Origin of the sequence: Sporosarcina sp. P29 (assembly GCF_002743265.1) — a bacterium.
Lineage (GTDB): Bacteria > Bacillota > Bacilli > Bacillales_A > Planococcaceae > Sporosarcina.
This window is the reverse complement of the sequence record NZ_PDYX01000009.1, coordinates 76,387-102,678: the sequence shown is the minus strand read 5'-3', so window position 1 is coordinate 102,678 and position 26,292 is coordinate 76,387. Positions and strand designations below refer to the sequence as shown.

The following is a 26,292-nucleotide window of genomic DNA, read 5'->3' as shown; positions in this document are numbered from 1 at the left end:
AAAAAGATGAGGTGTCTGAAATGAAACTATTTAAATGGACAGGTCCACTAGAAGATGCAGGTAACTTACCAGAAGAAGCACGTGCGTCATTAATGAATAATGATGAAGAAGTGCTCGTGCTTCAAGAAGCGGAAACGACAACTCTCGACCATGCCGTCGAATACGATATTTTAGATCAAAGCGGAGATTTACCATCTGGTCGTTTCGCAGTATTAAACAATATTCCTGTAACAGAAGAAGGTAGAGAAACGTTTGAACAGCGCTTTAATAATCGTGCGCGTCTTATAGAGGCAGAACCAGGATTCGTAGCAATCCGTGTATTGCGACCTGTACACTCCGGCACATATGTGATCTTAACTATGTGGGAAGACGAAGAGTCCTTCAAAAACTGGCAAGAGTCGCAAGCTTATGGAAAAGCCCATGCAAAGCGTGGCACAAAAGAAGGTGTCGATCAGCGTCCTAATATATTCTCTGGACCTTCATTTGTGACAACATATAAAAAATAAGTATAAATAGTTGATATCTGCAAAGACTACTCATGAAGTTAAAACAATGATGAGGAGAGTGTTTTTGTGGGTATTTTAGATGGTAATCCAAAAGATCAGCCTTTACATTACGGAGAAGTTACAGCCATTTGGTCATTTATGGGTGCGAATAACGGACTAATCAGTGGATATGAAGCTTTTGTTAATCATGCTGGTGACGACGATCTGATTCAACTGCTAGAAGAAGCAATCAAAACTATGAAAGCTGAGAATAAAGACTTTGGCAAAGTATTGAAAGCCAATGGAATCACACCGCCTCCTGCCCTTCCAGAGAGACCAAAAGCAAATGCCGAGGAAATTCCTGCTGGCGCACGCTTTATGGATCCCGAAATCAGTGGTGCTATATCAATTAACATAGGTCAGGGATTAGTTTCATGCAGTATGGCTATGGGTCAATGTTTACGCGAAGATGTTGCGACACTGTTTGCCAAATGCCATATGGAAAAAGTAGCATTCGGTGCCAAATTATTAAGCTTAAATAAATCAAAGGGTTGGATCATCCCTCCACCATTACATTTAAACTAATTGTCATATAACTTCGTCAAGCGCATATCGCTGGCGAAGTTTTTTCTTAGTATGAATAGATTCTGCATTTTTACTCATTCTAACTAAGTAAGTGAAATTCATCTAAATGGTAGGAAGGATGTGGATTCCCATGAAAAAGCGGAAACCTGAGAAAAAACTGCAAGAACAACCTGTACAACTTGATAAGCCGCATCGTCTAGATAATATGGAGTTTGGAGAGGAGTTTACTTTCGATCAGAAACGTCAGCAACCCGCTAACTTAGAAATCCAAGAGCGACGTAATCATAGAAAGTAAAAAGAACTTTCGTAAAAACTAATAAAAAACGTCATCCAATACTGTGATGGATGACGTTTTTCTACTAATTATTCTATCGTGCCAGTTCCCTGTAGTTTTACGTCCACAGTAACTTTAAACTCTATATCAGGATATGCTTTTTGCCATGTAGTAAATACATCCTCTGTATGCAACCGCGTCGCTCGATAATGTAAGCCAAAACCAAAAGGATCCAGATTTTCCTCTTGCATTTTAGTTAGAAAGTGAACAACTTTTTGTTTCACTTCTTTTGAGGCTACTTCGTTATATTCATCTAATCTAGCAATAGATAAATCTTTACTGGCTTCACCTATCGTTCCTTTCATCCAAATATGCATATCTATAGCATGCGGTGCCGTATTACCTTTATTGGGTACAAATTTATACGTCATCTTACTCTGGCTTATCTGTAATAATAACTCAAGACTTCCTTCTTTGACTAGATAGGTAAATCCAGTTGAATGTTTCAATAATGAATTAAAGTACTTCGTTTCAATGGTAGATAGAACAGCAGGGTCCTCCCTTCCGTCAACTACTACAGAATTATTCACTATTAGTTCATCGCCTTTTTCATTTGTCTCAATTAGTGGTACAACAGCATTAATACCGTCAGAGAGGATATCCCTGCGCAATTCAAACAAATAAGTCGTCACGACATATGGACTATCATTCGCTGTCGCTCCAAAAAAGTTGATTAAAGAAACCGATGCCGGTGCTTCAGTATCTGGCTCTACTTTTAAAATCGTCTCGGCAGACGGTCTAGCACCTGCAACATATGCGATTAATTCGATATCACCGCGTCGTATAAAATAATCCATGAACGTTTGCATGTCATCCCTAAGAAGCTTTTCATGAACAACAATTGTTTTCATATGACCTAGTTCCAATACCTTGTCTACATGTGTCTCCAGCATACGAATCGCTTCGCCTATTGAATGTCCTTCACGTGACAGGTACGCAAAACTAGGCTTAGGGGAATCTTTAATAGCGCCAAACGGCAAAGCGACTTTCAATGTCACTTTATATCCGTTCTCCACATTTTCGGCAGGATCAATCCCAATCGCAGACACAAATAGGCGTTTATCTATATCTTTGAACGCACAGCCATATTGAAGCAACAGACCACTCATGCATAAAACCACCATAAACCATTTACTCACTGAGAGGAATTTCAAGACTTCGCCCTCCTATTCACTACAAGCATAAGAACCATAAGACCAATGAATATAATTGGTATCGTATTAAAGTAATACTTACTGTAAAAAAACAAATCATACTCAGTGATCTTTAAAGTTGTATAGAATGCGATTAACCAAAATACCATAACTACTGTGATAAGACTGGCTTTTTTACGTAACTTCATTTTCATATGCTCTATACCAAAGGCACTCTGAAATAATTGACAAGCAACATGCCAATGAATTGTTATATTTAAAAAGGCAATCGCTAAGAATAGTAACAAAAATATAAATATTACACGCTCAATTACCCCAAACTTCATTCGAATAGAATCACTGGTCAGAATCCATGGGTACATAATATTTTCCACTTGATCAAATCCTAATACACCTATCGGAATGAAATAGGTCGTAAAAAGTGCAAAAGCACCCAAAAAAAACACAATTAGAGCCTGTTTAATGCCAAAAGTCATTTTTTTATTGAGTAATGAATTGAAAATAATGATATCAAAAGCTCCTGCAAATAAATATATCGCAGTAGTAAATACTGTATAGTCAGGTGGGTTATCTATAAAAGTCATCGCAATTCCCACATGATCCCAACTCACCTGTTCAGCAAAGTAAAGTTTTACTATATAATATGCAGCAGCAGGAAATGCCAAAACAAACACCAATTCAAGTGTAAATAATATGTTGCGACTTTGCATGATCACGCCAAAAGTGATCACTGGAATGAACATCGCAATCACTAAATAAACTGACATCTCAGGTGTTAAAAATCGTAAAAGAATATCTATATATGTAATCAGAGTCTGAAGACCCGAAACATACCAAATTACTCCTAAGATAAATAATGCCGGAATCGTAATCCATTTCGATAGATATAAAGATAAAATTTGCGGTAAACTCTTCCCTGGAAACGCTTTGAATGAAGTGATCAATGCCCAGTTCATAAATACGCCAAAAAATAACGCAATGATCATCGTGACAATTGCTCCTTCTTCACTTTTAGCGAAAAATATTCTTGGACTGGCGGCAATGAGGTTGGCAGTCATATTAGATATTAGTAAAAAATAAACAAAGCGGCTCATGAATCATCCACCTTCAATTCTTCCTGTCTATTTTTCCAAAACATCCGTAAATACGGCTCACCAAAACTGTCTTTGTTGACCAAATACAACAACAAACCCAGCATTCCGAGAATCATACCCGCTAGACCAAATACCGTCGTATATAACAATAGTAAAAAACGGCAGACCCGGACAGCGTAATTCATTTCACTTATTGGGATAACAAAGGTGGAAATCGCTACAAGGGAGACGACAATGACCATGATGTTTGATGTCAATGCGGCCTCTACTGCTGCAGTTCCAAGTATCAGCCCTCCAACTGTTGTAGCCGTAGCGCTGATACTATTTGGCAACCGCATGCTAGCTTCCGTTAGCAGTTCAATAAAGATCAACATGAAAAACACTTCAATAAACGAGGGATACGGAACCCCAATCCTGCTCGCTGCCACCGTCATAGCAAGCTCTGTTCTGAGGACTTCTGGTGTATAGGAAGTAACACCAACATATATAGAGGGCAGCATAATACATGTAAACAATCCTGCATAACGAAGAAATCGTATTAACGATACTACCCAAAAGGAGTAATACGCATCCTCCATCGAAAGCATAAAATCAAAGAACGTTGTAGGTGCAATAATTGCATGAGGGCTTCCATCTACTAATATAATGACTTTTCCAACCGCCATATTATGAAGAATACGATCTGGGCGCTCAGTCAGAAGGCTAGTTGGAAACAAGCTGTACTTTTTATTGTTCAAGTAGTACTGTAAGTCTCCGCTTGCCTGAACCAGCTCTACATCCAACGTTAAAATACGCTTTCTAATTTTTTTCAAAAGCTGAAGATTTACTCTTTCCCCATCGTAAATTAATGCAATATTACGATTCGAAGCATCTTCCAATTGCATTGGTTCAATAACCAAAGACGGCTTATGATAACGTTGCCGCATTAGATTAATATTTGTCTCAATACTCTCACTGAGTCCAAGTTGGGGTCCATGAATTGTAGGTTCCATAATGGCTTCTTGCACCGCATTGGCCGCTACTATCTTTAACTCAAGTAACGTGATTTGCTTGTCGATCATGACAAAGACATTACCCTTCGTTATTTCTATAAGAATCTCTTCATCCCCTGTTGGCATCTTGGTTTCATAAGGTAATGATTGAATATACTCAGAAAAATTCTGTTCGGCTGACATTTCATAGAAAGGTTTCACCACAATTTCTTGTAGTTGCATCATATCTACTACACTTTTCAAATACAAAAGGTGCACTACTCGACCTCTACTTTTCAAGGTTTTTTTCACTATATCCGCGGTTGGTTCCAGTCGTGTTGCCAAACGTGTATAGTATGCAGGTGGTTCTATATGACGTGTTGCTTCATCCATATTCATCACTTCTTTCCCAACAAACTAGTTATTTGTTAGTTTGTCCAATCATTGGGAATTTAATCATTAGAGGGATGAATTACTCTTCTTCATTTAAATCTTCAAATAGTGTTTTATGCGATCAAATATAGGTTATGATATATAGAGGACTACATTTTCAAGCAATGAGAGGAGGAATCGCTATGAACTTAGCCGCAATTGGAGTACCAGGCTTAATTATTATTTTAGTGATTATTTTAATTTTGTTCGGCCCTCGCAAATTACCCGAAATTGGTTCGGCAGTAGGAAAGACGTTGTCTGAATTCAAGAAATCTGCCAAAGACATTATGGATGACGATGATGATGAGCCTAAGAAAATAGAAGTGCAAAAAGTAGAAACGAAAGAACAAGTGAAATAAAAATCTATACAAAAAATCCAATCACATATGTGATTGGATTTTTACGTATATACGTTATGATGAGGTTACATAGATAAACCACTTGAAAAAATACTCACTGAATTTTAAACACACTCAATTATAAGGGTCTAGGTCTTCAATCGTACCATATAGGTTACTCTCTTTCTGTACAGAATCCACTAACTCCCAAAACTGAGATGTAGCTTTAGAAATTCGTTCATCTTTTGTCTTGATCATGACCGGCTCTACACGAGAATCAAATTGCATCAATTCATAGATCTTTAATTGATCCATCGGCACAGCATAAGCTACCCGTGGAATAATAGAAAATCCTAAACCTTTGCTAACCATCGCAATAACCGTTGTCAGATCTTTGCTTTCCATTACAATATTGGGTGTGGCTTGTACTTCTTGAAAAGCTTTTAGGATGTTTTCATAATACGAATGGCCTTCCATTGCAGCAAGCATAATAAAAGGATGCTCTGCAAGGTCTTGAAATGTAACGTGCTCGGATGAAAATACATCTCCCCAGCTGCGCGGACTCACCACCACATATTCCTGTTCTTTTAAAGCCAACACATCGCAGTGTGCACTATTTTCCATTCGCAATAATAACGCTAGTTCAATTTCTTTATGATCCAGCTTCTTCAGTAATTCTTCAGAGTTTCCTTTTTCAATGCTAATTTTGACATCTGGAAATTGTTTACGATATATACTGACATAGTCGACGAGTAAATTCAAACAGGCAGAAGATACACCAATTCGCAATGTTCCTGCACTACCTTTCTCAATTTCTTCGATTTGCCTCTTAACATCCTCCATGCTAAGTAGTGTTTTCTTGGCATATTGATACAGAATATGCCCCGTTTCTGTCAGCTCCCATTTTTGTCGATAGCGATGAATCAACGTTGTACCAAGCTCCATCTCTAGTCTTTTCAATTGTTGACTAAGTGGTGGCTGCGCTATATGCAAAATAAGCGCAGCTTTCGAAATGCTTTCTTGATCTACAATTTCCTTAAAATAATAAAGCTGTTTAATATCCATGGTTACACTCCGTTATATATAATGGCATATGTCGTCTTTAACTATTATATATTATTTATATCTTTCTTTACATGATAAAATGAATGGTATTAACTAACGAAAGCAGAGGTTTTTTCAATCGTATGAATATCATTTCCAAACGACTCACCCTATATGTAATAGGATTATTTTTATTATCTTTAGGTGTTAGTTTCTCTATACAAGCAAACCTTGGAGTTTCCCCCGTATCATCATTAGCTTATGCTATCTCCCTTACCTCAGGATTAACCATCGGTATAACGACCATACTTGCAAATATCTTATTTGTTTTCGTACAGATTATTTTAAATAGAAAACGTATTGGTATACGTGAATTCATTGTTCAGTTATCTATCGTTTTTCTTTTTGGTATTTTTATGGACCTAACATTAGCCATCGTACAGTTACTTCCTGCTCCTACTACACTAGTTGGCAGATATTTATTCTTATTGATCAGTTTATATATTATATCAGCTGGATTATTAGCCTATTTCTCAGCAAAATTGCCTTTAATGCCTTACGATGCACTAACGTATGTTGTAAGCGATCGTTTTAATATGAAGTTTGGTAAAGCAAAAATCTCGAGTGATTTAATAAATGTAGCAGTTGCGGGTATCGTTTGCTTAGTATTTATTCAATCACTTGGAGCTATCGGGATCGGTACGATTCTAGCTGCATATTTTATCGGTAAAATTCTTGGCAAGATTATACCGCGCTTTCAGCCACTACTGCAGAGCTGGGTGTATAAAAGTAAAGATGATGTAATTATAGAAAGTGAAGAGATCGTTGAACCTGTTCAGCAATAATTTTTATAAACAAAAGGAGATGTTGAATGCCGTAACAATACGGCCTCAACATCTCCTTTTCCTACCAATAGAAGTAATTTAATTTGCACTCAAACGGCATTGTGAATACTTACTGTTGGCTCAATAACTTCACATGCCTAACTTAGTTTTTATACAACAATTTAAAGGTTTCACAAACTACCAGCATTTCATAATGAAATTCTTGTTTAACTTCCTTTAATTCATTTGCGAAAAACTCTTTATGAACTTCCTGCCAATAAGGTAACGAACGATCTCCTTCACCTTCCCTATATGCATGTTCTTCCGTCACTTCATTAAAAGGCATTACTTCTACTGAAACATTTTCCACGACTGCGACCGCAATTCCATTACCATCAAGAATGATATTGTGAAGACCTACCATCGGTAATAGTTCATCTTCTAATTCATAGAGCAAATAGTTAGATGAAGTCGCCGTTTTAGTTCCCTCCACTACCAACTCTGCAAGTTCATCCGCCATTTGTTTCGAATTTCCGAAAGACCAAGCTTCGTAATGTTCAGGCGCATCAGGATGAACATTCTTAAATTCGCTCCATATTCGTTCAATAGACTCTTTACTAATATATTCTTTCCACGCAGTGATTCCACCTTCCAATACAGTAACATCGTAACCTTTAGTAGAGAGGATGTTTGCACATTTAGTTGCAGAGTTCCCTGTTGTACATGTAATAATCATTTCTCTATTTTGAGGTAACTGCGGTATCACTTTCTCCACTTCGTCTTCTAATGTAAAGATTTCTGTTTTCGGCATGTTTATATCTTCTACCGTGTTAGCTTCGATATGGAATTGATTATATTTATCTTCAGCACGTACATCTACTACTACAAATGCTTGCTCAGCTTTTATCTTCCTGAATAATTCCTCGGCAGTGACCATTTTAACCATAAATAAATCCATCTCCCAACTTCCCTTATGATACTTCTCATTATAGCTTTAACTAACTATTTTTCGTTACGTTATGCCCTTTTCTATAGTTAAATATATTTTTGAACAATAAAAAGATAGGTATCCTCCAAGAAAATGAATTAGAGAACGTCCTATCTATTAGTAGTATGGATCATAGTATTGAGATTTATACATCTTTTTATAAAAATACTCAGTCAAACGAAGTTGACTGAGTATTTTTATGCATTCACTTGTACTGGATCATGCCATGGATAGTTATTCGTTAGTACTGAAGCCAAGTCTTTACTTTGCTGTTTACGCATTATACGAATTTCTGCGCGTTGCGGTGCAGTTTCATGTAAATATATTTCCTCTTCCGTTTCAGGAATGACACGCGGAACAGTTAGTGGCTTTTTATTTTCGTCCAATGCAACAAATGTTAATAATGATGTGGCTGCAATTTTACAATTACCAGTTGCCAAATCCTCCGCAATAACTTTTACAAAAATCTCCATAGAAGATTTTCCAGTCCAAGTCACATATGACTCAAAGCAGACTGAATCGGAAGGACGGATTGGATACAGAAAGTCTACAGAATCCATAGATGCCGTAACACAATCTGCTCTGCTGTGCCGAGCTGCTGAAATCGATGCAATTTGATCAATATCGCTCATTAAACGTCCGCCAAACAATGTATTATGATTGTTGACATCATTCGGAAATACTCTGCTCGTTCGTACGACTCTTGATTCCCGACACTGCTTTTCTAGTTTCATTGTAAATATGGCCTCCTCCAAGATGTGAACCAAATTACTCTGTAAGTAATTTGAAAAATTAAAATATTCCCTTTTTGTATATCAACTAAATATACTCTTCGTTCACATAACTGTCAAGAATGAAATTTGATTCACACCTTTTGACTCACTGCTTAATACTGCCATGTAGTAAGGGAATATCTTTTTCCTCCAGCAAACCTACCTGGATCAAGCCTTTCATAATACCATCTTCTGGACAAGATGCCGTGACGAAATCTGCTATTTCTTTTAATTCCGGTATGGCATTGTCCATCGCTATCCCGATACCTACCATCTCAATCATTTGCCTATCATTTGCACCATCACCAAATGCATAGCTGTTTTCAATAGGAATATTCATATGGTCAAGCATTTTTTGAATACCAACTGCCTTGGATGCCCCTTCAGGCAACATATCCACCGCGTTATCATCCCATCTTATAAAGGAGTAATCCTCGAATAACTCCATATACTTTTCCGTTTCTTTAGCGGGCGAGTAAATTTGTACTTGATTAACGTCAGAATGTAAATATACTTCCGGATCTACAGGAGGATAAGGTATTTTTAAACGAGCGGTCCCCTCTTGTATGAGTGGATGCGCATCGACGTTCGACACAAACGACTCAAATGTGGAGTATGTCAATCCATGCCCATTTTTGTGTGCAAGCTCGGTAAGTTGCTTTATGACTTCTAGTTTCATGGGATTTGAGTAAATTACTTCTCCTTCTAAGACCACATGCTGTCCATTCATGGAAACATAGGAATCAAATGATAATTCTTCTAACAACCACTTGAACATAAGGGGTGCTCTACCAGTACAAATAACAGAGTATATGCCTTTTTCCCGCAATGCTGTCAGGGATTGTTTCGTCGATTCTGAAATCATTTTGTTATGGTCCATTAATGTTCCATCTAAATCAAAGAACACGATCTTTTTATCTTGATTCAATTTCCATACCCCTTTCATTTCTCGATGTCTACCAAGTAGTCTATCAATTTCTAATCACATATGCTGTGAAGTTGCTTAAAATGTCAATATACAAGCACTAAACACAACAGACTGTATTTGATATTTTCGTAATGGCAAGTTATTCTTTTTATAGAGAATATTTATTTATTAAGAATATATGGAGGGTTATTTAATGAATTTCAGCGAAGAACGTGTACGTGGAGAGAACGTAACCGATTATTTACAATATCCAATGTTTTCGACTCTTGATGAAGAGCGTCAACATAATAAACAACGATTAGCAGGTGCGTTTCGCCTGTTTGCTCGTTTCGGTTTTACAGAAGGCGTGGCGGGTCACGCGACATATCGTGATCCAGAATTCAAAGATCATATGTGGGTTAATCCCTATGGCGTACCTTTCGCTAAGATCAAAGCCTCCGATCTCGTCTTGGTAAATCCGGATGGTGAAGTAGTTGAGGGGAAATATTCACTCCATAAATCTGCCCTAGTTATTCACTCTGCTATTCACGAAGCCAGACCCGACGTTATTGCTTCAGTTCACTTGCATCCAGTATACGGAAAAACATGGGCATCGACAGGTAGACTAATTGATCCGTTAACACAAGATGCTTGTGCGTTTTACAATGATCACTCTGTACTGGATGAGTTTTCTGGTGTCGTGTATGAGGAAGATGAAGGGGTAAAAGTTGCAAACGCATTAGCACATAACAAAGCGATATTCCTAAAGAATCACGGTCCATTAACGGTTGGACAAACTGTTGATGCTGCTGCATTTTGGTTTATTACGCTGGAACGTTCTTGCCAAGTACAATTACTAGCGGAAGCTGCCGGCATTGTAAGTCCGATTCCTCCCGAGCATGCAGCGAGCACTGCTAAACAAGTTGGTAGAGATATTGATGGTTGGGAAAACTTCCAACCGCTATGGGAAAACATTATGAGCGAAGAACCTGACCTGTTGGATTGATTTCTTTACGTAATAATCTTTTAAAAGCCATAGAGGAAAGAGGTATCCTATGTATTCAGACCAATTCATACGTGGAATGCGTTTGAAGCGTGATCAAGTTCCTTCATTTGAAGACTATCCATTTCATTTGCCTAGTATCAATACGTTGACCGAGCTTAACTTTCATCCGAATGTGACATTTTTTGTCGGAGAGAATGGTACGGGAAAGTCTACATTACTTGAGGCTATTGCTGTTGCATGTGGTTTTAATCCAGAAGGCGGTTCATTGAACTTTAACTTCTCTACTTATGATTCTCATTCCGTATTGGATAAATATATTACACTCATCAAAGGCGTTATACGACCAACCGATGGATTCTTTCTACGCGCTGAAACTTTCTATAATTTAGCAACGACTATTGAGGCGTTGGATAGTGAACCAGGTCCTAGTCCAATGATTATAGATGGCTACGGAGGTACTTCATTACATAAACAGTCTCATGGCGAATCATTTTGGGCGACTTTCATTCATCGGTTAAGAGGGAATGGCATCTACTTACTAGATGAGCCGGAAGCAGCTTTATCACCTATGCGTCAACTGTCTATGTTAAGCAGAGTACATGATTTAGTTGGTGAAGGGTCACAGTTTATAATTGCCACACACTCCCCTCTGCTATTATCCTATCCAGGCGCAAAAATCATAGAATTTTCAGATGAAGGTGCGCAAGAAACGACATTAGAAGAAACAAGTCATTACCAAATCATGAAGCAGTTTTTTGATGATAAGGATCGTATGTTACATTATTTGCTGAAATAATTATTTATGATGAAAAAGCGATTATTTCCAAGGAAATAATCGCTTTTTGGCTTTACTTAGTTTCTTTTTTCACTTGTTCCCTTGCATCTTTCTTAATTTCTTCTACCTGTTCTTCCGCTTTTTTCGCTGCATCGTTAGCTAATTTTGCTGAACTCTTTTCATTATCATCTTTAGGTGTATCTGCATAACTCTTTGTCATTTTCCACACTCCTATCTGATTAATGTAATTATATGATTCCCCAGAACTGTGGAATAAAAACACACATTTTAATTTACTTGTTTTTTCATGCTACAATAAGGGTAGAACTTAGGAGAGGTGGACTACTTGTGTCTAAGAAATTGGCTCTATATTTGTCCATGCTTGCAATCGGCTTTACATTTTTATTTTTAGCGATTTTTCTTGATTTACCTGAAAAGTTGAAATGGTTATTTTTAGTGATCGCAATCATATTAAATGTTACTTGCGCCGTAGCAGCCATGAGAATTGGATTAAAAGAGATGAGACCTAATAAAAAGTAAATATGTTTGATGCAGAAAGAAGGACTGCCGATGAAGCGTTATGCTAGTTATCGTATTATACGCATCGTCTGGATGGCGGTCGTGTTTTTTATTCAAATTACATTATTCCAGAAACGTCATCGAGGTAATTTCACTCCCGCTGTTACTGAAAAATGGAACTCGCTGGTTACGAATCAAGCAAAAGTCTATAAAAAGACAGCTCTTGAATTAGGTGGATTACTCGTTAAACTTGGGCAGTTCCTTTCTACACGTGCTGATATCATGCCTGCATCATTCATTGAAGAGTTAGAGGGACTTACTGATCAAGTAACACCGGTCCCTTCTGAAAAGGCACTACAACTACTAGATGATGAATGGGGAAAACCTCATAGTGAGTACTTATCAGATATTACATCGAAGCCTGTCGCATCCGCCTCAATTGGCGAAGTATACAAGGCAGTACTACATAATGGATCAGAAGTTGCTATAAAAATTCAGCGTCCAGATATTGAACGAATTTTGCGCGCTGATTTTAAAGCGGTACGAATTGTGATTTGGCTTGCGAAAAATTGGTCATCATTAAGTAAACAGATCGATTTACATTTACTTTATAAGGAAATGACAGATGTAATTGGAGCGGAATTGAACTTTGTCGAAGAGATGAGAAACGGACGGGGTTTTTCCGAACGCTTTCCTAATATGATAGGTGTAAAGTTTCCCGTCTATTACGATGAATATACGACTCGAAAAGTGCTAGTAATGGAATGGATTGAAGGTTCTAAAATAACCGATCTTGCGTTTCTTGACAAGCATCATATCGATCGCAAAGATTTATCTAATCGGCTCTTTCGGTTGTTCTTAGAACAAATCCTTGAAGGTGGTCAGTTCCACGCAGATCCCCATGGCGGCAATATTCTCATACGCTCAGATGGTACACTCGTATTAATTGATTTCGGTATGGTAATAAATATTACAAAAGAAGATGCGGACGCGATGTTTGTCGTTACAGAAGGTATTATTTTAAAACAATACGATCGTGTTATCGATGGCCTCGAAACTTTGAACTTTTTACTACCTAATGCAAACCGTAAAGTATTGGCAAACGCAATTGAGAAAGTTGTTAAAGCGTACGAATCAAATGATTTATATGATATGAATAGTATGGTTGTAGAAAACCTTCTACAAGATCTGCAAGTCATTGTCCGAACACAACCAGTGCAAATGCCTGCAGAATTTGCATTTTTAGGTCGTGCAGTCTCTGTTTTTGTCGGCGTACTGTATATACTAGATCCTGAAATAGATCTACTCGCTATTACCCGTCCCCGTTTAGTTGAATGGGCCAAGAAAAAGAGTAAAGATCAGAATCCCTTCACGAATAACAAAGAATTCCAACGCACCGTATTAAACGGCATTGGACAAATCCGTAGTTTCGGGCCAAAAGTCTCCTCATTCTTGGATCAACCTTCATTGATTCATATGTATCTAAAACAACGAGATATAGATCAACGTACATTTCAAGTGAAGATGCAAAACCGTCTATTCGCTGGAGTTATCGCAGTTGGATCTTTCGCAACACTTGCTTACAGCTTGATAGACTCCTATACCGAACTAGCAATTGCATCAGGTAGTATACTGCTTATTTCATTTTGGAGATATCGTCGCTTAGGAAAATAAAAAATCAGAGGCTCTGTAGCCTCTGATTTTTTATTTATGTAATGATCCGCTGCTGGATGTAACTTTTTAGCCCTTCGACGGAGTATACATCTCGCTTTGGAATAATATATGCACTCACCGTACTCGTGTATATATAGAAATAATCCGCGTCTTCTATTAACTGTTTCACACCAGCCCATTGTACCTTTGTTTCACCAACCGCAGTCTGATCCGCTATGCCTGTCTTATTCATCTTCATAGAATGTTCTCCAACAAGTCCTTCATTCTTACCAGCCCTAAGCATCTTGCTCACTTGTCGTGTAATATGAAAGTAAAAATACTTAGGATAAAAAATCACCCATAGAATAGCTGTTAATCCAAACGTAGCGAACAACGGACCTTTCGCCATATCAGTAAAAATAGATAAAAAATACGCAAACAGTAAAAATATTAGCGGCGATATATATCGTTGCCAGTGCAATGAATTTTGACCGACTTTAGAATTTTTCACATGATATAAATTAAAAGCTACCACATCTTCTTCTGTTAGTTCATAGTGGATTTCCATTTAGTCCTCCTACAAGGTGTGCTGTGTCATTTAACAGCAAGCAACTTTTCTTTTCTATATTAATTATAGTCAATGAAGTGTTGTCGATCTTTATTGTATATGAATCATCTTCCATCAGAGCCACAATGATACGTTTAATAAAACTACCGTGACTTACGAAGATCAGACGTTGATTAGGATTCTTCTGGACCTGTTCATTGACAAATTCAAGGCCTCGCGCTACAACATTTTCTGCCGTTTCAAACTGTAAATCCAGTTCCCTCCACTGAGGGCCCCACTTCTGTTGACGTTCTGGTTCCGTCGTTCCTTCAATTAATCCGCCACTCCGCTCGCGCAGTCGCTCGTCTTCCACGACTTCAATCCCCGACTCACTAGCAATTAAATCTGCTGTCTGTCTAGCGCGTGTCAAAGGGCTAGTGAAAATGGCGTCCCATTCCTCATCCGCCAAGCGCACTGCCAGTTTCTTTGCAGTCTCTACCCCCTCTTCGTCCAATGGAATATTCGAACTTCCTTGTGCACGTCCTTCTTTATTCCAAGCAGTCACCCCATGCCGGACAAAACCAATAATGGTCAATTCAATTCCTCCTAGATATTAGGTCTGAAAGATGGCGTTCGTTTAATCCATAGATAATTTAACACTACGCCAAGTAATAATACAAATGCTCCGAAATAAAACGGATAATCCACGTCAACATCAAATAAGGCACCACCGATGATTGGACCGAATACATTTCCAATACTCGTGAACATCGAGTTCATGCCACCGACAAATCCTTGTTCATTTCCCGCGATTTTCGATAAATAGGAAGTTGCTGCCGGTCGTATCAAGTCAAACCCTACGAAAATAATCATGGTAACAGCCAGGACGGAAAAATAACTTTGCACGAACGTTGTCAGAAAAACTAAAATGGAAGAAAAGACTAAACAGAAAAAGATTAAACGTTTCTCCCCTATCGTTCTCGCAAGCTTGTCGAATAACATTACTTGAGCAACTGCTCCGAGCAAGCCGCCCCCTGTAATGATGATCGCAATATCTTTCGGCGTGAATCCAAACTTATGATCAACGAACAAACTGAAAATCGATTCAAATGAAGCGAGTCCGAAAGATAAAATCAATATAATAATAAAAACGATAAAATAATGACGTGCAAAAATACGCTTCAATCCAGGTTTAGTTGTATCCTCCGCTACCTCTTCTTGATAACGTTCCGGTTCATGCAATGCAATAAGGGAAAAGATCGCCGCAATCAAAGCCAGTCCTCCTGCAAAGAAGAAAGGAACCCGTGTACCGTATGTTGCTAAAAATCCGCCCACCCCTGGACCTAATATAAATCCTGTAGATATGGCAGCAGACATAAAGCCTAATGCCTTAGAGCGAGTTTCCATCGTTGTAATATCTGCAATAAAGGCAGTAACAGCTGGCATAATGAAAGCCGCACTAATTCCACCTAAAATTCGGGATGCAAATAGGACGGGCAACGTTTGTCCAATACCAAATAAGAATTCGGAAGAACTAAAAATGATTAATCCAACGACAATCATCTTTTTTCGACCAAATGTATCTACCCATCTCCCTGAAAATGGTGAAACAAACAACTGGGCCATCGCAAATGTTGCGACCATATAGCCAACTACCGTCCCCGATATATGTAATTCATTCATTAATCTTGGCATGACAGGGATAACTAATCCAATTCCCAAAAACGCAATTAGTAAATTGGTTAGTAGCAAACCTAACGTGATAGTTTCCTTTTTCATCTACTCTCTCCTACGCTCATTCTAAGTTGATATTGGAATATCATAGCAACCACTGTATAAAGTTACAAGAAGAATTGATTCAGTATTCACTGCTTCACCATTTTAATCTCATGAACTTTTCAATGAGTTGTTGCTGTGCATTTTCCTGTAATGGCCAGCTTTTAATTTCAGTCACGATTTGATCACGCGTGCCAAATCCTTTGACGAATCCATTTAATCTAGCTGCAAATGTCGAATGGATCAGTGACTCTTCAGAAGGATACAAGGAATGCAACTTCTCCAAGACATTCGGATAACGCCTCAAATAATATTTCTGATGGCGGTCTTCAGCTAGTGTGAAATGACTTAATGGTGTGATTTCGGTTTCAATTGGTTCACCAAGCTCTTTCTCCATTTCACCCTTTACTAAATCTATTATCTGTTTTTGTTGCTGGTTATGATAACGCAACGAAGAGACATATTGTTGCCCTCTATATTGATCACGATTTGGATAGTGGTTACGCCAAAAATATTGTAGTATTTCTCCATAAGAAATATTTGTCGGATCATAATCGATTTCGACAGTTTCAGTATGATCTTCCATCGTCTTGTATGTTGGTGCAGCCGTTGTCCCACCTGTGTAACCTACTCGTGTTCTTATAACGCCTGACAAGCTACCAAAACGTGCTTCAGGACCCCAAAAACATCCCATTCCAAATGTCGCAGTTTCCAATCTTCTGTTCTTCGTTAGCTCTTTATCAATTTCAATAGTAGTTAGCATAACGATTCACCCCTTTATGTTAATTGTACTATAACCAAAATATGATGATAAAAAACAGAGTCCAATTTAAAAAGGACTCTGCACTAAACGCTTTATGATTTTTCACATTTTTTCCACTCATCTTCTAACATTCCATATACGATTAAATCATGATAATGATCATATAAAAACTCTCCGTCACGAATGACTCCTTCTTTCATAAATCCTAATCGTTCAGGAATTGCCTGACTTCTTATATTGCCCGTAGCACACCGAATTTCTACGCGGTGGAGATCATATTCTTCAAATGCATAGTCAACCAATGAGGATACTACCGCAGTCATAATTCCTTTCCCCTGATAATCTTGAGCAAGCCAATAGCCAATACTCGTTTGCCTATTTGTATAGTTTACTGTATGGAATCCTGCAAAACCTGCCAGATGCCCTTTATACATAATACCCGCCTGGAATCCATCTTCATCAGCGAATTGTTGCAACCAAGAATGAATGATTGGACCATACTGATCCGCTTCCGTCATAGAATCAACCCACGGTAACCACTCACGTAAGTGTTCCCTTGATCCATTCACAACAGCAAATAATTCTTCTGCGTCTTTCTGTCCCACTAGTTTTAATGAAATATCCTCTGTTACTTGAAGCATAAACATAGCATAGCTCCTTTAATTGAAGTTATTTTTAGCACCTAGTCTATTTGCTTTATTCATCCCGAATATCTAATCCCAACATGGAAGCGAATTGAATTGCTTGTAAAGAAGATACGACACAACCATCCAATTCTTTCATAGATACTGTCATGCTCTCAAATTCTGAAGTTTTGATCTCCACTCCTTTTAGAGGTGTCTCATCAAAACTTGCAGAGTCCAAATTACATTTTAGGAAATATGTATGTTTCAGTTTACAATCGAAGAAATCTGCATCTCTCACTTGGCAGTTCTCGAAACTCACTCTTTCCCATCTTGCATGAACAAATGCAGAAAGGTTGCAAATACACTCCTCAAATAACACATCCGTAAATCGGGCATTTGTGAAATTGACACCAAGCATTTTACAATTATGAAAACTCACTCGGTGAATACTTATACCCGTCAAGTCTGCATTGGAAAAATCACAGTTTTCAAATCGAACATCTGTACCAAATAGCTCTGGTAGAAAAGCACCTTGAAAACTGGAATTCTTAATGAGCATGCTTGTTAATTGTGCACGTTCTATTGTTTGCCCATCTATTCGTGAATCAATAATACTTGCATTTTGTAGGAATGGATCCTCCTCGTGTAGTAAGTCTTGTAACTGTACCGTCGTTAAACGGTTGGGTATTTTAGGTTGATTTATTTTCATTTTTTCAAACTCCTATTCTTCAAGCTTTTTCAAAAGATTTATTGACTAACGAGTGGTATTATAATAAAAAGGGGTGACCATTATGGAAATTAATGATCAAGCACGTAAAGAGCTTTTAGCACAAGTAGAATACCTAACAGATGAAGTGATTAATAGACAACCCGCTGAGGACAGGTGGTCCATTAAACAAATTTTACAGCATTTATATTTAATGGAAGGTAGCGTTGCTAAAACTATTCAGATTAAGCTTGCTGCCGAAGACCAAAACATTACGATAGATAAGCCAATTCAACTCACTGTTGATCGTTCTAATAAAATAGAGGCACCCGATTTTGTGACACCAACTTTAGAATATTCTACTCTCCATGACTTGAAAAGCAAGCTCACAGCTACCCACTCGACTTTACACGATGTAGCTGAAAACGCAACGGAAGATCAATTAGCAGTAAAGTCTTATCCGCACCCTGTTTTTGGCGAAATGAGTCTTACACAATGGCTTCCCTTTGTCGGCTATCATGAACAACGCCATATTGAACAAATAAAAGAAGTAAAACAACAACTCGGTATCTGATAAAGACCTCTACCATAACCTTTCGTTATGGTAGAGGTCTTTTCTCTATCGCTGAATATGGAAAATGGCTTGCTGTATACTTGAGAAGGTTTTTAATACTTGCTGAGGATCTTTAGCTGTTGCTAATTTATGTGCAAGAACCGGTGTGATGCCAGTAATATAAAGCTGACAACCCATAAGCTTCAGCACTTGCTGTATCTCTAGCAATCGATCAATAGAAGTTCCTTGTTGCCAATATAAACCTGTTATATCAATCATCACATGATCTACTTCATTTGAGTGAACGTAATCACTCAGTTTCGTAATCAATAGATTAAATCGTTCTTCCGTCATTTGACCAATTAATGAAACAGCCGCCAAATTATCATAAATTCTCATGATAGGTAACATTAATTGTTCTATTTCATAATCTTTCGTATGCAACTCTTCTATTTGTCTGTATTGTACTGAAACATCAGTTTGCGTACCAATACAATATGGTACATTATCAATTATAATTGGACGAAGATTAAGTCGATTCCAAAATAGGGTACCGTCTTTTTTATAATTTTTCAATACAATCGTCAAAGGCACTCTTTCTGAAACAGCCCTTCTGATCTTTGATACTGTAGTTGGATCTGTGTCTTTACCTTGAAGAAATCTACAATTACGTCCAAGTATTTCTTCTTGAGTATACCCTGTCAACGTTTCGAAAGTTTTGTTAGCAAAAATTATCGGATTATCCTCTTTTGAAGCATCTGTTACTAAAGCTCCCACTCTACTTCCATTAATAATCTCTTCCATCAATTGTCTTTGAACTGCTTGTGTTAATTTCTTGATTTCAATCACACCCTATCAATTCGAATGGTCTCTATTATTCCAATAGTAGCACAATATTCAATGTAACATACAAAACATCAGGACAACTATTGGAATTAATTTGATAGAAAAGAAAATCCCTCTGACACATACATAGTCAGAGGGATATCATCTTATACCCGTGCAGCTTGCATCTCAGCGAATTCTTTCTCTGAACATAATACAAAGTGTTCAGGAGCAACTTCACGAAACTCAACTTTTTCATCCGATCCATATTGATGGTCTTTTGGATTATATGGATGGCGTACTCGGGAACGTTCATAAATTGGATCTGGTAGTGGAATCGCTGACAGCAACGATTTTGTATAAGCATGCATTGGATTTCTATATAATTCATCCGCAGGAGCCATTTCCACCAGTTTACCAAAGTACATCACGCCAATACGATCGGAAATGTATTTAACCATCGATAAATCATGAGCGATGAATAAATACGTCAGTCCTTTTTCTTCCTGTAGTTCTTTTAATAAGTTGACGACTTGTGCTTGAATAGAAACGTCTAGCGCAGAGATCGGTTCATCTGCAATGATGAACTCAGGGTCTACAGCTAATGCACGTGCAATTCCTATACGCTGACGCTGACCACCTGAGAACTCGTGCGGATAACGCTCAGCATGTTCACGGTTTAAACCAACAGTCTCAAGCAAATCAATTACTCGTTGCTTCCGCTCCGTTTTGCCTTTTACTAGACCATGTATATCTAATCCTTCTGCAATTATATCCAAAACTTTCATCCGTGGATTCAATGAAGCATAAGGATCTTGGAAAATCATTTGCATTTTTCTATTCAATGCGTGATTTTCCTTTTTGCTTTTCGGTGCATGTACATCTACACCATTATAAAGAACTTGACCCGCTGTCGCATCATATAATCGGATCATAGTACGCCCTGTTGTGGATTTACCACAACCTGACTCCCCTACTAAACCGAATGTCTCTCCACGTTTAATAGCAAAGCTAATATCATCAATCGCACGGACTTCAGAAGATTTCCCTGCATTAAAATATTGTTTCAAGTTACGTACTTCAATTAAATTATCTGACATCACACAGTACCTCCCGTCTGATCCACATAGTACCGGCTACCTTTAAAAGTCTTCATACGTTCAATAACAAGCGCGGGCGGTTCGACCTGTGGTGCTTGTGGGTGCAATAACCATGTCGCCGCATAATGCGTCTCACTCACTTTAAAGAACGGCGCTCGACGTTCCATGTCAATCCTCATTGCATATTCACTCCGCAAAGCGAAAGCATCCCCTTTTGGAGGATTTAATAAATCAGGAGGCGTGCCGGGAATTGCATACAACTTTTGATCTTCTAAATCCATAGATGGCATTGAGCTTAGTAATCCCCATGTATAAGGATGTTGTGGATTATAGAAGATTTCATCCACCGTACCAATTTCGACAATGCGACCACCATACATAACAGCTACTCGATCGGCTACGTTTGCTACTACTCCAAGGTCATGCGTGATAAATATGATAGACGTATCGGTCTTTTTCTGGATGTCTTTCATCAGCTCGAGAATCTGTGCTTGTATTGTTACATCTAGAGCTGTTGTCGGCTCATCTGCAATTAATATTTTAGGATTACATGCAAGCGCAATCGCAATTACGATTCGCTGACGCTGTCCACCAGAAAATTGGTGAGGGTACATCTTGTAACGATTTTCCGCATTCGGTATACCTACCAAATTCAATAGTTCAATTGTCTTCTTGCGTGCCTCCGACTTGTTCAGCTTTTGGTGTTTCAAGATTGGCTCCATGATTTGTCTCCCAATCGTCATAGTTGGGTTTAGAGAAGTCATCGGATCCTGGAAAATCATTGAAATATCTTTCCCGCGAATCTTTTGCATGTTTTTTTCAGGAATTTTTGTTAGATCTTTTCCCTCAAATAAAATTTCACCGTTTTTATATTCAGCACTTGATTCCGGAAGGAGTCGCATAATAGATTTCGTCGTTACGGATTTACCTGAACCCGACTCACCTACGATAGCGAGTGTCTCTCCTTTGTGTAAATCAAAATTCACGCCACGGATTGCTTTCACTTCACCTGCAAATGTGTGGAAGGAAAGCTCGAGGTCTTTTACTTCTAATATTTTTGTCAACTTGCTCTCCTCCTCTTAATCTTTCATTTTAGGATCTAGTGCATCGCGTAGCCCGTCACCTATCAAGTTAAATGCAATCATAAGAACACTGATGACAATGGCTGGGAACAATAGTACGTATGGCTGATTCTCCATCACTTTGTATCCGTCATTGATTAATGTACCCAATGAAGCAGCTGGTGGCTGAAGTCCGATTCCGATAAAGCTTAAGAACGCTTCAAAGAAAATCGCATTTGGAATCGTAAACATCGTATTAATGATAATAATCCCAAGCATGTTTGGCAATAAATGCTTCGTAATGATCTTTCCATCCTTGGCGCCTAGCGTACGTGAAGCCAATACGAATTCCTGTGATTTATATTTTAACGTCTGAGCACGTACAATACGCGACATCCCTATCCAACCCGTTATGGTGATCGCGACAATGATGGCGGTTATTCCAGGGTCCATAATCATGATCATCAAAATAACGACAATCAATGTAGGAATACCGATCAAGATCTCAACAATCCGTTGCATAATATCGTCTGTCCGGCCACCGAAGTATCCGGAGATTCCTCCATATGCAACACCTATAACCATATCAATGGCTGCGGCTACGAATGCGATAAATAAAGATACACGTGTTCCTTCCCATAGTCGTGTAAATAAGTCACGACCGAGACCATCCGTACCGAACCAATAGTATTCATCCACTTTTTTCATTTCGTATAAATCGACTTTCTTCCCTGCCAACTTACCATCCCCATCAAAAAATCCTGTAGCTTCAATTCCAGGTATTTTCGGCGGTAAATTTGCATGCCGTAAGTTTTGCGTGTCACCCGCATGTCCATTTAAGTGTGGACCGATGAGTGCCATGAGTATAACCAATAAAAGAACGACCATACTGACAATAGCTGCTTTATTTTTGCGGAGACCCAACCAGGCATCTTGCCAGAAACTCAAACTCGGTTTCTCTATACGTTCGGAATGATGCGCGTCGATTGTCACTCGCTCAAAATCTTCTGGCGTTAGTTTTTCTTGTTCATTTTCATTGCGCATTATCCCTTACCTCCAGACACGCGGATACGCGGATCGATAACCCCGTATAAAATATCCACAATAAAAATAACTACAATAAGGAAAGCCGAGAACATTAATGTCGTACCCATAATCGTGGCATGGTCATTCGTCATGATAGACGATACGAATTGCTCACCAATTCCTGGAATCGCAAAAATTTGTTCTACAACAAGTGAACCTGTTACCAAACCAGCTGCAAGTGGTCCGAGAACTGTGATTAAAGGTATTAATGCGTTTCGGAATGCATGTTTGAAAGCAATTTCAAAACCATTGGCACCTTTCGCTTTAGCCAAAACAATATAATCTGAATTCAATACTTCTATCATCTCAGTCCGTATAAAGCGTGCGGATAGGGCAAGTGGCCCCATAGCGAGTGCAAGCGATGGCAGGACACTAGATTTCCAGCCGTCATTCCACAAGCCGACTGGTAATAGATGCCACTCTGAAGCAATCCAATATTGCAACAATGATGCAAATACAAAGGACGGAATGGAAATACCGAGTATCGCTAAAAAGGTGCTTCCGTAATCCCAGAATGTATTATGCTTCAATGCGGCAAGCATACCTAGTAGGATTCCGACAATCGTCCCAAAGACCATCGCTTGCGCTCCCAAGATTAAAGAAGGTTTTAATCTAGTAGCCAATAAATCGTTGACACTTTTGCCCTTAAATACGAAAGATGTTCCCAAATCACCTTTTGCCAAGTTTTTCATATAGATAGCATATTGCACAGGCTTAGGCTTATCAATTCCATACTTCTTTTCAACAATCGCTTTTTGTGTATCATTCAATTTGTTGTAAGAAGCGATCGGTGAACCTGGCAAAGTTTGCATCAGGAAAAAAGAGGCAGTTGCAATTAAAAACAGCGTTATGAACATATATACTATGCGTTTTCCAATATACTTAACCACGGTACGTTACACCTCCAAAAGAGTTTCTAACTAGTTATGCAAGTAACCACTTGACATTTTTCGACAATAAATTAAATATTGCAACTATTTACTGTTACTAAAAAGAGAGTATATGGATATCTACCCCCATATACTCTCCCCTATTAAACTTAAATCCTTACTTCATTTCAATTATTTACCTGAAATGTATGCCCACTTATAGCTATAATCTGCTCCAAATGGATGATCTACTAAGCCTTTAAAGTGAGGCTTATGCAAGAAGATCAAACCACGTTGATAAATTGGTGCAATTGCAGCGTCTTCATCAAGTAGAATTTTCTCCGCTTTTGCGAATGCTTCATAACGCTCTTCTGGCTTAAGAGCTAGTTCTCCTTTTGAATCTTCAATCAATTTATCGTACTCAGGATTAGAGTAAGACATTAAGTTGTTCGTACCATCTGTTACAAATAGATCCAAGAATGAAATCGGATCTTGGAAGTCTGGTCCCCAACCTGATACTTGAATATCATAGTCTTGGTTGCCATCCAAGTCCAAACGTACAGAGAATGGTACTTCTTTCAACGAAATTTTAAGTCCTTCTAGGTTACCTTCTAATTGAGACTTGAAGTACTCGTCCATTTTCTTAGAAAGCTCTGTGTCTCCACCTAGAATTTCAAGATCAAGAGATTCAACACCTAGTTCTTCAAGACCTTTTTTCCAGTGATCTTGTGCTTCTTCCACATTGTACTCTAAGTGATTGCCGCTTAACTCATGGAAATCTTTTTCGTTTTCATCAAATGCAAAGTTTGTTGGTACTAAGAAGTTTGCAGCTAATGAACCGTTGGCAAGTACTACATCTACCATGTCTTCCTTTTCGAAAGCTTTAGCAATGGCTTTACGGATGTTCTCATTAGCAAGTGGTGTTTCTTTACCATCACGCTCTTGGTTAAACTTAAAATAGAATACAGATGTTTCTGGTTGAACAACAGCTTCTTCATCATCGCGATATTGCATAGCTAGGTCACCGGAAACTCCAGCGCGATCTAACTTACCATCTTGATATAGTTTAATTGCTGTTGCAGAATCTTTAACGACGTTTACATTAATTTCAGTAAGCTTAACGTTTTCTGCGTCCCAATAATTTTCGTTCTTAACGTAAGTCCAGCTATCGCCAGTTCCATCCCATTTAGTTAAAACGAATGGTCCGTTTGAAAGAAGGTTATCAGAGTTTGTTGCAAATGCATCCGCCTTAGAAGCTACGAACTCTTCTTTAAGTGGATAGAAAGTTCCGAATGACATAAGTGATAAGAAATAAGGTACTGGACGCTCAAGTGTTACTTCAAACGTTTTTTCATCTACAGCTTTAACTCCTAGCTCAGATACTTCCATTTTTTCTTCAGAGATTGCTGTCGCGTTTTTCACTACGCCAGACATCATGAATGGTCCGTAAGGTGAACCAGTTGCTGGATCAATTGCACGCTGCCAAGCATAAACGAAATCGTCAGCTGTAACAGGTGTTTCATCAGCCCACATTGCATCGCGAAGTTTGAATGTATAAGTCAATCCATCTTCACTAACTTCTGCTTCTTCAGCAGCCATTGCAGGTTCTGCAATATTTTCTTGGTTTAAACGATATAAACCCTCATTAATGTTGTTTAATACGTTGAAGCCTACCTGATCTTCTACGATTGACGAGTCGACAGATGGGATAGCAGCAGATTCAGCTAAGTATAATACTTGCTCAGCATCTGGCTCTCCTTCTTCGTCTTTGGCATGCTGTTTTTCTTCTGGTTCTTCAGTTGCCGCATCTTTATCTTTATCGTCCCCGTCTGCTGCTGGCTTGTCTTCATCTTTCGAACCGCCACATGCAGCTAAGAACATACTTAGCACTAATGTTAGTGCCATCAATAAAAGCCACTTATTACTCTTCAAATTGTTGACCTCCCCTTTGGTATTTTTGAAGTACTAGCTTGTTCATTATACAAGAAAAACTTATAGATGTAAACGCTAACATTGATATTATCTTAATTTTAAACTATTGTCGAAGATTCTACACATTCTGACTCCTATCTTGTATGATAGACAGTAGTTACAAATTTTATAATTGAAAAGAAGGATTTCTATGAAACGTAATAGTATTGTATTTCTCATATCCCAATTAGTAATTGTTATTTCTGTCTATTCAGTATACGATAAAATCTCACTACTCGGCTATATTAACGCTTCCTTTTTCGTTAGTGGATTCCTGTTATTTATTGGTGGGGTTGTGTTTGTTGTCCGGACTGGCTCCTTTGACTTCTTCATGAAGAGCTCGCGTAAAGTGTTTGCTAGAAAGGGTCAAAGGGAGGTAATTGAATCTATGCGTGCTCCATCCGAAGTTCTATCTGCGAATCCTGCTTGGTTTTTCATCGCAGGTATACCCACCTTCATTCTAATGATTGTTGCGCTAGGTTTATACTATCTATAAAAAAATCTCGGCACTTCCTAAAAAGGAAATG

31 protein-coding genes are annotated in these 26,292 nt (G+C 38.4%); 11 read left to right on the top strand and 20 right to left on the bottom strand.

The genetic code is table 11. From position 1 onward, the window contains the following. Positions 1–20: 20 nt before the first annotated feature. From CSV68_RS09920 to CSV68_RS17175, 3 genes are all read left to right on the top strand, one after another. Positions 21–506 carry an antibiotic biosynthesis monooxygenase family protein gene (locus CSV68_RS09920; RefSeq protein ID WP_099634385.1) on the top strand — a complete coding sequence of 162 codons (486 nt, stop codon included), beginning with the start codon at positions 21–23 and terminating at the stop codon, positions 504–506. 66 nt (positions 507–572) lie between these two features. Further along, positions 573–1,070 carry a DUF3231 family protein gene (locus CSV68_RS09915; protein WP_099662037.1) on the top strand — a complete coding sequence of 166 codons (498 nt, stop codon included), beginning with the start codon at positions 573–575 and terminating at the stop codon, positions 1,068–1,070. Between the two features lie 130 nt (positions 1,071–1,200). Beyond that, positions 1,201–1,365, top strand: a complete 165-nt coding sequence (locus tag CSV68_RS17175) for a hypothetical protein (RefSeq protein ID WP_158233031.1) — start codon at positions 1,201–1,203, stop codon at positions 1,363–1,365. A 68-nt stretch (positions 1,366–1,433) separates the two neighbouring features. Here the strand turns inward: CSV68_RS17175 and CSV68_RS09910 are convergent, their stop codons facing one another. Genes CSV68_RS09910 through CSV68_RS09900 form a run of 3 tightly spaced genes read right to left on the bottom strand, consistent with a single transcriptional unit; the run spans position 1,434 to position 5,016 of the window. Continuing rightward, the gene (locus CSV68_RS09910; protein WP_099662036.1) at positions 1,434–2,558 is read right to left on the bottom strand and encodes a Ger(x)C family spore germination protein; all 1,125 of its coding nucleotides are present in this window, start codon (positions 2,556–2,558) and stop codon (positions 1,434–1,436) included. Then, the gene (locus tag CSV68_RS09905) at positions 2,555–3,652 is read right to left on the bottom strand and encodes a GerAB/ArcD/ProY family transporter (protein WP_099634382.1); all 1,098 of its coding nucleotides are present in this window, start codon (positions 3,650–3,652) and stop codon (positions 2,555–2,557) included. The genes CSV68_RS09910 and CSV68_RS09905 overlap by 4 nt, the downstream gene beginning before the upstream one ends. Then, a complete protein-coding gene (locus tag CSV68_RS09900) occupies positions 3,649–5,016 on the bottom strand; it encodes a spore germination protein (RefSeq protein ID WP_099634381.1) in 1,368 nt (455 codons plus the stop codon). Before CSV68_RS09900 ends, CSV68_RS09905 begins: the two co-directional genes overlap by 4 nt. A 182-nt stretch (positions 5,017–5,198) precedes the next feature. On the opposite strand from CSV68_RS09900, the gene tatA reads away from it, so the two are divergent. Continuing rightward, on the top strand, positions 5,199–5,414 hold the full coding sequence (gene tatA, locus CSV68_RS09895) for a twin-arginine translocase TatA/TatE family subunit (protein WP_099634380.1): 216 nt from the start codon (positions 5,199–5,201) through the stop codon (positions 5,412–5,414). 114 nt (positions 5,415–5,528) lie between these two features. Here tatA and CSV68_RS09890 read toward each other — a convergent pair whose 3' ends face one another. After that, positions 5,529–6,458, bottom strand: coding sequence for a LysR family transcriptional regulator (locus CSV68_RS09890; protein ID WP_099662035.1), 930 nt, complete (start codon positions 6,456–6,458; stop codon positions 5,529–5,531). A 122-nt stretch (positions 6,459–6,580) separates the two neighbouring features. Between CSV68_RS09890 and CSV68_RS09885 the strand changes: the two genes are divergently transcribed. Continuing rightward, positions 6,581–7,282, top strand: a complete 702-nt coding sequence (locus CSV68_RS09885) for a YczE/YyaS/YitT family protein (protein WP_099634378.1) — start codon at positions 6,581–6,583, stop codon at positions 7,280–7,282. A gap of 142 nt (positions 7,283–7,424) precedes the next feature. Here the strand turns inward: CSV68_RS09885 and CSV68_RS17635 are convergent, their stop codons facing one another. From CSV68_RS17635 to CSV68_RS09870, 3 genes are all read right to left on the bottom strand, one after another. Then, the gene (locus CSV68_RS17635; RefSeq protein WP_099634377.1) at positions 7,425–8,219 is read right to left on the bottom strand and encodes an ASCH domain-containing protein; all 795 of its coding nucleotides are present in this window, start codon (positions 8,217–8,219) and stop codon (positions 7,425–7,427) included. Positions 8,220–8,446: 227 nt separating this feature from the next. After that, positions 8,447–8,983 (bottom strand): acyl-CoA thioesterase, encoded by a 537-nt coding sequence (locus tag CSV68_RS09875; protein ID WP_099634376.1) that lies wholly within the window; start codon positions 8,981–8,983, stop codon positions 8,447–8,449. A gap of 145 nt (positions 8,984–9,128) precedes the next feature. Beyond that, complete coding sequence (locus CSV68_RS09870; RefSeq protein WP_233192900.1) at positions 9,129–9,950, bottom strand: Cof-type HAD-IIB family hydrolase; 822 nt, start codon at positions 9,948–9,950, stop codon at positions 9,129–9,131. 193 nt (positions 9,951–10,143) lie between these two features. On the opposite strand from CSV68_RS09870, the gene CSV68_RS09865 reads away from it, so the two are divergent. Beyond that, the gene (locus tag CSV68_RS09865) at positions 10,144–10,935 is read left to right on the top strand and encodes a class II aldolase/adducin family protein (RefSeq protein WP_099634374.1); all 792 of its coding nucleotides are present in this window, start codon (positions 10,144–10,146) and stop codon (positions 10,933–10,935) included. A 49-nt stretch (positions 10,936–10,984) separates the two neighbouring features. After that, on the top strand, positions 10,985–11,731 hold the full coding sequence (locus tag CSV68_RS09860) for an AAA family ATPase (RefSeq protein WP_099634373.1): 747 nt from the start codon (positions 10,985–10,987) through the stop codon (positions 11,729–11,731). A 52-nt stretch (positions 11,732–11,783) separates the two neighbouring features. On the opposite strand, the gene CSV68_RS17170 is transcribed toward CSV68_RS09860, so the two are convergent. Next, the gene (locus CSV68_RS17170) at positions 11,784–11,930 is read right to left on the bottom strand and encodes a hypothetical protein (RefSeq protein WP_158233030.1); all 147 of its coding nucleotides are present in this window, start codon (positions 11,928–11,930) and stop codon (positions 11,784–11,786) included. Between the two features lie 128 nt (positions 11,931–12,058). Between CSV68_RS17170 and CSV68_RS09855 the strand changes: the two genes are divergently transcribed. Together CSV68_RS09855 and CSV68_RS09850 are read left to right on the top strand one after the other, a co-directional pair. Further along, on the top strand, positions 12,059–12,250 hold the full coding sequence (locus CSV68_RS09855; protein WP_099634372.1) for a hypothetical protein: 192 nt from the start codon (positions 12,059–12,061) through the stop codon (positions 12,248–12,250). Between the two features lie 30 nt (positions 12,251–12,280). Continuing rightward, positions 12,281–13,903: an ABC1 kinase family protein gene (locus CSV68_RS09850; protein ID WP_099662046.1), complete on the top strand. Its 1,623-nt coding sequence runs from the start codon at positions 12,281–12,283 to the stop codon at positions 13,901–13,903. A gap of 34 nt (positions 13,904–13,937) precedes the next feature. On the opposite strand, the gene CSV68_RS09845 is transcribed toward CSV68_RS09850, so the two are convergent. From CSV68_RS09845 to CSV68_RS09820, 6 genes are all read right to left on the bottom strand, one after another. Further along, positions 13,938–14,450, bottom strand: a complete 513-nt coding sequence (locus CSV68_RS09845; RefSeq protein ID WP_099634370.1) for a YcxB family protein — start codon at positions 14,448–14,450, stop codon at positions 13,938–13,940. Further along, complete coding sequence (locus CSV68_RS09840; protein ID WP_099662033.1) at positions 14,434–15,024, bottom strand: histidine phosphatase family protein; 591 nt, start codon at positions 15,022–15,024, stop codon at positions 14,434–14,436. Before CSV68_RS09840 ends, CSV68_RS09845 begins: the two co-directional genes overlap by 17 nt. An 11-nt stretch (positions 15,025–15,035) precedes the next feature. Then, entirely contained in the window at positions 15,036–16,208 is a 1,173-nt protein-coding gene (locus CSV68_RS09835) for an MFS transporter (protein WP_099662032.1), read from the bottom strand. 94 nt (positions 16,209–16,302) lie between these two features. After that, positions 16,303–16,968, bottom strand: coding sequence for a peptide-methionine (S)-S-oxide reductase MsrA (msrA, locus tag CSV68_RS09830; protein ID WP_099634367.1), 666 nt, complete (start codon positions 16,966–16,968; stop codon positions 16,303–16,305). Positions 16,969–17,060: 92 nt separating this feature from the next. Beyond that, the gene (locus tag CSV68_RS09825; RefSeq protein WP_099634366.1) at positions 17,061–17,615 is read right to left on the bottom strand and encodes a GNAT family N-acetyltransferase; all 555 of its coding nucleotides are present in this window, start codon (positions 17,613–17,615) and stop codon (positions 17,061–17,063) included. Between the two features lie 49 nt (positions 17,616–17,664). Then, complete coding sequence (locus CSV68_RS09820) at positions 17,665–18,303, bottom strand: pentapeptide repeat-containing protein (RefSeq protein WP_099634365.1); 639 nt, start codon at positions 18,301–18,303, stop codon at positions 17,665–17,667. Between the two features lie 82 nt (positions 18,304–18,385). Between CSV68_RS09820 and CSV68_RS09815 the strand changes: the two genes are divergently transcribed. Then, positions 18,386–18,874, top strand: coding sequence for a DinB family protein (locus tag CSV68_RS09815; RefSeq protein ID WP_099662031.1), 489 nt, complete (start codon positions 18,386–18,388; stop codon positions 18,872–18,874). Positions 18,875–18,919: 45 nt separating this feature from the next. Here CSV68_RS09815 and ytvA read toward each other — a convergent pair whose 3' ends face one another. The 6 genes from ytvA to CSV68_RS09785 form a co-directional block, all read right to left on the bottom strand. Continuing rightward, positions 18,920–19,702 carry a YtvA family blue-light photoreceptor gene (gene ytvA, locus CSV68_RS09810; protein ID WP_099634363.1) on the bottom strand — a complete coding sequence of 261 codons (783 nt, stop codon included), beginning with the start codon at positions 19,700–19,702 and terminating at the stop codon, positions 18,920–18,922. Between the two features lie 143 nt (positions 19,703–19,845). Then, complete coding sequence (locus CSV68_RS09805) at positions 19,846–20,778, bottom strand: ABC transporter ATP-binding protein (protein WP_099662030.1); 933 nt, start codon at positions 20,776–20,778, stop codon at positions 19,846–19,848. Beyond that, positions 20,778–21,842 carry an ABC transporter ATP-binding protein gene (locus CSV68_RS09800; protein ID WP_099634361.1) on the bottom strand — a complete coding sequence of 355 codons (1,065 nt, stop codon included), beginning with the start codon at positions 21,840–21,842 and terminating at the stop codon, positions 20,778–20,780. The genes CSV68_RS09805 and CSV68_RS09800 overlap by 1 nt, the downstream gene beginning before the upstream one ends. 15 nt (positions 21,843–21,857) lie before the next feature. Continuing rightward, positions 21,858–22,883 (bottom strand): oligopeptide ABC transporter permease, encoded by a 1,026-nt coding sequence (opp3C, locus tag CSV68_RS09795; RefSeq protein ID WP_099634360.1) that lies wholly within the window; start codon positions 22,881–22,883, stop codon positions 21,858–21,860. Next, positions 22,883–23,815: an oligopeptide ABC transporter permease gene (gene opp3b, locus CSV68_RS09790; RefSeq protein WP_099662029.1), complete on the bottom strand. Its 933-nt coding sequence runs from the start codon at positions 23,813–23,815 to the stop codon at positions 22,883–22,885. The genes opp3C and opp3b overlap by 1 nt, the downstream gene beginning before the upstream one ends. Before the next feature lie 171 nt (positions 23,816–23,986). Continuing rightward, the gene (locus CSV68_RS09785; protein ID WP_099662028.1) at positions 23,987–25,726 is read right to left on the bottom strand and encodes a peptide ABC transporter substrate-binding protein; all 1,740 of its coding nucleotides are present in this window, start codon (positions 25,724–25,726) and stop codon (positions 23,987–23,989) included. A 190-nt stretch (positions 25,727–25,916) separates the two neighbouring features. On the opposite strand from CSV68_RS09785, the gene CSV68_RS09780 reads away from it, so the two are divergent. Next, entirely contained in the window at positions 25,917–26,261 is a 345-nt protein-coding gene (locus CSV68_RS09780; protein WP_099662027.1) for a DUF3899 domain-containing protein, read from the top strand. The last annotated feature ends 31 nt before the right edge of the window (positions 26,262–26,292 follow it).

Excerpts from the sequence above, each read along its gene's own strand:
- CSV68_RS09920 (WP_099634385.1), top strand. The coding sequence starts at position 21 with ATGAAACTATTTAAATGGACAGGTCCACTAGAAGATGCAGGTAACTTA.
- CSV68_RS17175 (WP_158233031.1), top strand. The coding sequence starts at position 1,201 with ATGAAAAAGCGGAAACCTGAGAAAAAACTGCAAGAACAACCTGTACAA.
- CSV68_RS09905 (WP_099634382.1), bottom strand. The coding sequence starts at position 3,652 with ATGAGCCGCTTTGTTTATTTTTTACTAATATCTAATATGACTGCCAAC.
- CSV68_RS09900 (WP_099634381.1), bottom strand. The coding sequence starts at position 5,016 with ATGGATGAAGCAACACGTCATATAGAACCACCTGCATACTATACACGT.
- tatA (WP_099634380.1), top strand. The coding sequence starts at position 5,199 with ATGAACTTAGCCGCAATTGGAGTACCAGGCTTAATTATTATTTTAGTG.
- CSV68_RS09890 (WP_099662035.1), bottom strand. The coding sequence starts at position 6,458 with ATGGATATTAAACAGCTTTATTATTTTAAGGAAATTGTAGATCAAGAA.
- CSV68_RS09885 (WP_099634378.1), top strand. The coding sequence starts at position 6,581 with ATGAATATCATTTCCAAACGACTCACCCTATATGTAATAGGATTATTT.
- CSV68_RS17635 (WP_099634377.1), bottom strand. The coding sequence starts at position 8,219 with ATGGATTTATTTATGGTTAAAATGGTCACTGCCGAGGAATTATTCAGG.
- CSV68_RS09875 (WP_099634376.1), bottom strand. The coding sequence starts at position 8,983 with ATGAAACTAGAAAAGCAGTGTCGGGAATCAAGAGTCGTACGAACGAGC.
- CSV68_RS09865 (WP_099634374.1), top strand. The coding sequence starts at position 10,144 with ATGAATTTCAGCGAAGAACGTGTACGTGGAGAGAACGTAACCGATTAT.
- CSV68_RS09860 (WP_099634373.1), top strand. The coding sequence starts at position 10,985 with ATGTATTCAGACCAATTCATACGTGGAATGCGTTTGAAGCGTGATCAA.
- CSV68_RS17170 (WP_158233030.1), bottom strand. The coding sequence starts at position 11,930 with ATGACAAAGAGTTATGCAGATACACCTAAAGATGATAATGAAAAGAGT.
- CSV68_RS09850 (WP_099662046.1), top strand. The coding sequence starts at position 12,281 with ATGAAGCGTTATGCTAGTTATCGTATTATACGCATCGTCTGGATGGCG.
- CSV68_RS09845 (WP_099634370.1), bottom strand. The coding sequence starts at position 14,450 with ATGGAAATCCACTATGAACTAACAGAAGAAGATGTGGTAGCTTTTAAT.
- CSV68_RS09835 (WP_099662032.1), bottom strand. The coding sequence starts at position 16,208 with ATGAAAAAGGAAACTATCACGTTAGGTTTGCTACTAACCAATTTACTA.
- msrA (WP_099634367.1), bottom strand. The coding sequence starts at position 16,968 with ATGCTAACTACTATTGAAATTGATAAAGAGCTAACGAAGAACAGAAGA.
- CSV68_RS09825 (WP_099634366.1), bottom strand. The coding sequence starts at position 17,615 with ATGTTTATGCTTCAAGTAACAGAGGATATTTCATTAAAACTAGTGGGA.
- CSV68_RS09820 (WP_099634365.1), bottom strand. The coding sequence starts at position 18,303 with ATGAAAATAAATCAACCTAAAATACCCAACCGTTTAACGACGGTACAG.
- CSV68_RS09815 (WP_099662031.1), top strand. The coding sequence starts at position 18,386 with ATGGAAATTAATGATCAAGCACGTAAAGAGCTTTTAGCACAAGTAGAA.
- CSV68_RS09805 (WP_099662030.1), bottom strand. The coding sequence starts at position 20,778 with ATGTCAGATAATTTAATTGAAGTACGTAACTTGAAACAATATTTTAAT.
- opp3C (WP_099634360.1), bottom strand. The coding sequence starts at position 22,883 with ATGCGCAATGAAAATGAACAAGAAAAACTAACGCCAGAAGATTTTGAG.
- CSV68_RS09780 (WP_099662027.1), top strand. The coding sequence starts at position 25,917 with ATGAAACGTAATAGTATTGTATTTCTCATATCCCAATTAGTAATTGTT.